A 5,687-nucleotide genomic window follows, 5' to 3' on the forward strand; every position below is an offset into this window, starting at 1 on the left:
ATCGGGTAGGGGGTCGTAAGCTATCAAGATCGTAAGCTATCCATTGATATGAAAAAGCAGAGCGAGTTAAGCACTCCTCTGCTTTTTTCGTTTTAATGGTATATCGAGTTTAATGTCGCCTCTAAAGAGGATTAAATCTAGAACAGACCTAGCTGCTGGCCGCTGACTCTTTCAAAATCTAACCCTATAAATGGCAGAATCGCTTCTGCGACCGGTTTAATCTGCTTGTCGATGTAATGTTGATAATCGATACCGCTCTTTAAATACTCCTTGGGCTCGGGGCCACTCAGCGTAATCAAATATTCAATACGCCCTTTGTTTTGATATTGAAGCGGGCGACCGAGCTGAGCATTGATCTCATCGGCTAATCTAGCAGCGCGAACCTGTGGCGGAATGTTCTTCTGGTATTCATGCAACTTACGGCGCAAGCGTTTTTGGTAAACCAGTAGGTCATCGTGTTTGCCCGCGGATGTTTCATCGACAAACTGTCTAACATAATCACTTGGATCTTGGTCGTGAAACACCATCTCATACAAGGTTTGTTGGAACTGTTGTGCAAGGGGCGTCCAATCGGTTCGTGCACTTTCAAGGCCTTTAAAAATGATCTTCTCTTGGTCACCTTGATTGATTAGACCTGCATAACGTTTCTTCGACCCTGTCTCAGAGCCTCGAATGGTCGGCATTAGAAACTTGCGATAGTGAGTTTCGTATTCCAGTTCGAGTATTGAGGTTAGGTTGTAGGTTTCTTTTAAGTGATTCGTCCACCAGTCGTTGATGTAAGCCACAAGGGAGTGACCAATCTCGTCTGCTTGTTCTTGCTCAAAACTGCCATTAAGAGACACGAAAGTTGAATCGGTATCTCCGTAAATTACTTGATACCCTTTATCTTCGATCAGAACCTTGGTTTGCTTCATTATCTCATGACCACGCATGGTGATAGAGGATGCCAAGCGAGTATCAAAGAAACGACAACCAGAAGAACCCAGCACACCATAGAAAGAGTTCATGATGATCTTAATCGCCTGAGAAAAAGCTTTCTCGTTATTTTTCTTTGCGACATCACGCGCTGCCCACAGGTTTTCGATCATCTCTGGTAGAAAGTGCTTAGAGCGGTGGAATTGACCGCCACGAAACCCAGCCACTGCTTGGTCTTCTTCAGAGCCTAACTCTAACTTTAGTCCTTCAATTAACCCCATCGGGTCAATTAAGAAAGAACGAATTATCGATGGGTAAAGGCTCTTAAAATCGAGTACCAACACAGAGTCATAAAGGTTGGGAATCGAATCCATCACATAGCCACCGGGGCTAGCGATCCAGTTCTCGGGTTCTAAGTTCGGCGCGACATAACCCGCTCGGTGTATCTGAGGCATGTATAAGTTAGTAAAAGCCGCGACAGAGCCGCCAACGCGATCAAGTTCAACACCAGTTAAGCGAGAACGTTCAATAGCAAAATCGAGTAGGTGAGTGTGTTCGAAGATTCGGTTTACTAGCACACAGTCTTGAAGGTTGTACTTGGCAAGTGAAGGTTTATCGAACTTAAACATTCGATTGATTTCATCCATGCGGTCATGAACATTATGAATGTCTTTGCCTTCGCCCAGTAACTCTTGTGACACGGACTCAAGAGACCAAGAGCGGAAATGGTAGGTTGCTGTTTTAAGCATATCGATACCATCTAAGACCACGCGACCAGGAATGGTAATGAAGCCCTGCTGGTTTTGTGCGGAGCTGCGAAAGAAGCTCGGTTGATTGTCGCGACCAATACTGAGTTTCACTTCGTTCCATTCCGAACGCTTATGCAGCAGCCTAAAGTCGAAATCAATGACATTCCAACCAATGATGATGTCCGGGTCAAATTCGGAGAACCACGCAATCATGGCTTCAAGCAGCGCTTTCTCGTTGGCAACCCATTGGATATTGGTGTTTGCTTCTTGTGGATGGCCAATCATTATCACTCGGCTATCCATCGGGCTGTCTAGGCCGATGGAATAAAGCACACCTTTTTCCGAACACTCAATATCAAGCGAAACCACAGACAAGTTTGGCAAGTAATCGCCAGTTCGGCATTTTGCGTTCGATACTCTGCGATGCTGTCTTTTTGGAGTGATAGTGCCTGTGAATTCGATACTGCCCTTGATAAAGCGCTCCATCAAGAAACGATCGGCCAGTCGAATATCACTTTCAAAGGTTTGGATCTCTTCACCGTTAAAGGCTTGAGCTAACCCGAAGCTGCTTCTCGATAAGGAAGTGTAACAAGCGGCTAAAGGGGTTTGGTCAAATGTTGCTAGCTCCAAAGGCTTTAACTGGCAATTGATAGACTCTTTTGCTGCGATAGCCTGACATGCTTCAACATCAGTTTGCGCGACAAAAAATACAGGCTTTTCATTTTGAATAGTCAGTAGCGTAGGGCCTTGAGGGGTGCTTAACCACAAGTCGATTTGTGTGCGCCCTGAAAAGTCTCTTGCTTGTCTTGTGAGTACAAAGCCTTGCTGAATATCCAATGTAGTAACCTATTGAAATTGGGAATCGAATACTACCACCTAGCGACCCTCAGCGCATAACAGGCAGCAAAAATACTAACTAAATTCTAGTTAACAGAGGCAAATAACGGGACTCTATAAGCAAATAAGTGAAATTGTCGCGAATGGCTATTCAATGGTATTGAAAATGTCTTTATCTTGTGTAATTTTATTGGGTGTTGTTTTAACTGGTTGATTTTTAGAAAAAGCTTGTTGTTTTAGTTGGCTTATTTGTTAATAAGTACTTGCTAAAGTTCGTGTTTCAGCACATATTCAACAGAGCTTTTTTTTAGTAATTAAGTTAAGATGTACTCAATGCTGCGATTCACTGTTCCTTTGTTCAATTGTTTCAAACAGATGAAATGACACAGTGGTTGCAGAGCCAATTAATAGTGTGGAGATACAAGTTTGATAAATGTTTTCCTTGTAGATGATCACGAGCTGGTTCGCACAGGGATACGACGTATTATTGAAGACGTCCGTGGAATGAACGTAGCAGGGGAAGCTGAAAGCGGTGAAGATGCTGCAAAATGGTGTCGTACTAACAATACTGACGTTATTTTGATGGATATGAATATGCCTGGTATTGGTGGCTTAGAAGCAACCAAGAAAATCTTGCGTTTCAACCCTGATGTTAAAATCATCGTTTTAACTGTTCATACGGAAAATCCGTTTCCAACTAAAGTGATGCAAGCTGGAGCTGCTGGTTACCTTACTAAAGGGGCTGGTCCGGATGAAATGGTAAATGCAATTCGAGTGGTTAATAGTGGCCAACGATACATTTCGCCAGAAATTGCGCAGCAGATGGCTTTGAGCCAATTCTCGCCTGCGTCTGAAAATCCATTTGCAGACTTATCTGAACGTGAACTTCAAATCATGATGATGATTACCAAAGGTCAGAAAGTGACGGATATTTCAGAACAACTCAATCTAAGTCCTAAAACAGTCAACAGTTACCGCTACCGCTTGTTCAGTAAGCTGGATATCAGTGGCGATGTAGAGCTGACGCATTTAGCGATTAGACATGGAATGTTAGACACTGAGACCCTTTAACACTGAGATCGTATAGTGACCAACTTGTTTGACTCAGTCTCATTCCTCAAGACAGTAACAGAGCAGCCCGGCGTTTATCGAATGTATAACGCCGAGGCTGTTGTTATTTACGTCGGTAAAGCTAAGAACCTCAAAAAACGCCTTTCCAGTTATTTCCGTAAAAAAGTCGACAGTGAAAAAACACGCGCTTTAGTCAGCAATATTGACAAGATCGATGTCACTGTAACGCACACGGAAACAGAAGCGCTCATCCTTGAGCATAACTACATCAAGCAGTACTTGCCTAAATACAACGTACTTTTGCGTGATGATAAGTCGTACCCTTATATTTTTATTAGCGGTCACAAGCATCCTCGTTTGTCGATGCATCGTGGTGCTAAAAAGAAAAAGGGCGAATACTTTGGTCCTTACCCTGATTCCGGCGCTGTGCGTGAGACGTTGCACCTACTACAAAAAATCTTTCCTGCTCGCCAGTGTGAAGATACGGTTTATGCCAACAGAACGCGCCCGTGTTTGATGTATCAGATTGGCCGTTGTGCTGCGCCATGTGTCAGCTCAATCATCTCTGATGAAGAGTACAGTGAACTTATCGACTACGTTCGTCTGTTCTTGCAAGGGAAGGACAAGTTAGTCCTTGAGACGCTCATCGAAAAGATGGACACAGCAAGCCGAGAGCTTCGCTTTGAGCAAGCTGCCGCGTTCCGTGACCAAATCCAAGCGATTCGACGCGTGCAAGAACAACAATATGTATCCGACGACTCAATGGAAGATATGGACGTGTTGGGCTTTGCTCAAGAGAATGGCGTAGCGTGTATTCATATCTTGATGATTCGCCAAGGCAAGGTTTTAGGCAGTAGAAGCCATTTCCCGAAAATTCCCAACAATACGGTGCGAGAAGAGGTTTTTTCGAGCTTTTTAAGCCAATACTATCTTGCGCATAATGAAGCGAGAACCATCCCAACTCGTTTGATTCTCAATGCCGATTTGATGGAAGATATCACACCGATTCAAGAAGCCTTGTGTGAAGTGGCGGGTCGTAAGATTCACTTCAATACCAACCCTTCAGGTACTCGAGGTCGTTACCTTAAACTCTCGAATACCAATGCATTGACGGCTATTACCACCAAAATTAATCACAAGATGACCATCAACCAGCGCTTTAAAGAGCTTCAAGAAGTGTTGTCGATGGATGTGATTAAACGGATGGAATGTTTTGATATCAGTCATACCATGGGTGAAAGTACGATAGCGTCTTGTGTGGTGTTCAATCAGGAAGGCCCTGTTAAGCCGGAATACCGCCGTTACAACATCACTGGCATTACCGGTGGTGATGATTACGCGGCAATGGCTCAGGCGCTTGAGAGGCGTTACTCGAAGCAACTTGATGTCGATAAGATCCCAGACATCATTTTTATCGACGGTGGTAAAGGTCAGCTCAACCGCGCTCATGAGATCATTTCTCAATATTGGGGTGATTGGCCATTTCGACCAAGAATGATGGGTATAGCCAAAGGGGTTACGCGTAAACCGGGTTTAGAAACCTTGGTGACTCTTGAAGGCGAAGAGTTCAATTTACCCAGTGATGCGCCAGCGCTACACCTTATCCAACATATTCGTGACGAAAGCCATAATCATGCTATTGCCGGGCACAGAGCAAAACGTGGTAAAACGCGTAGAACCAGTGCACTTGAAGGAATTGAAGGGGTAGGGCCTAAGCGTCGTCAATCTTTGTTGAAATATATGGGTGGCTTACAAGAACTTAAGCGTGCAACTGTCGAAGAAATAGCCAAAGTGCCGGGCATTAGTCATTCTTTGGCAGAAAACATTTATCAAGCATTGAAACAATAGTAAAAATCCCGCACCATTAAAGCGCAATTGATAAGAGCCTAATAATATGCGTTTGAATATACCTAACATTTTGTCCTTACTGAGACTATTTTTAATCCCAGTATTCGTTGTTGTTTTTTACCTACCTTATGAATGGGCTCCTTTTGCTGCTGCAATGGTGTTTTGGGTAGCGGGTTTTACTGACTGGCTAGATGGCATGCTGGCTCGTAAACTAGGACAAACGTCTCGCTTTGGTGCCTTTATTGACCCCGTGGCGGATAAGGTGCT

Annotated in this window: 4 protein-coding genes; 3 read left to right on the forward strand and 1 reads right to left on the reverse strand. The window is 44.0% G+C overall.

Features of this window, described 5'->3' with window-relative positions:
• Positions 1–137 precede the first annotated feature (137 nt).
• Positions 138–2,501, reverse strand: coding sequence for a DNA polymerase II (locus tag MED222_RS01620; RefSeq protein WP_009848866.1), 2,364 nt, complete (start codon positions 2,499–2,501; stop codon positions 138–140).
• Between the two features lie 426 nt (positions 2,502–2,927).
• On the opposite strand from MED222_RS01620, the gene uvrY reads away from it, so the two are divergent.
• From uvrY to MED222_RS01605, 3 genes are all read left to right on the forward strand, one after another.
• Positions 2,928–3,572, forward strand: a complete 645-nt coding sequence (uvrY, locus tag MED222_RS01615) for a UvrY/SirA/GacA family response regulator transcription factor (protein ID WP_004729778.1) — start codon at positions 2,928–2,930, stop codon at positions 3,570–3,572.
• 15 nt (positions 3,573–3,587) lie between these two features.
• On the forward strand, positions 3,588–5,420 hold the full coding sequence (uvrC, locus tag MED222_RS01610; RefSeq protein WP_086027554.1) for an excinuclease ABC subunit UvrC: 1,833 nt from the start codon (positions 3,588–3,590) through the stop codon (positions 5,418–5,420).
• A gap of 46 nt (positions 5,421–5,466) precedes the next feature.
• Positions 5,467–5,687, forward strand: a 221-nt coding sequence (locus tag MED222_RS01605) for a CDP-alcohol phosphatidyltransferase family protein (protein WP_009848864.1), incomplete at its 3' end; no start/stop codon positions are given.

The organism is Vibrio sp. MED222 (assembly GCF_000153005.1).
Taxonomy (GTDB): Bacteria; Pseudomonadota; Gammaproteobacteria; order Enterobacterales; family Vibrionaceae; genus Vibrio; species Vibrio tasmaniensis_A.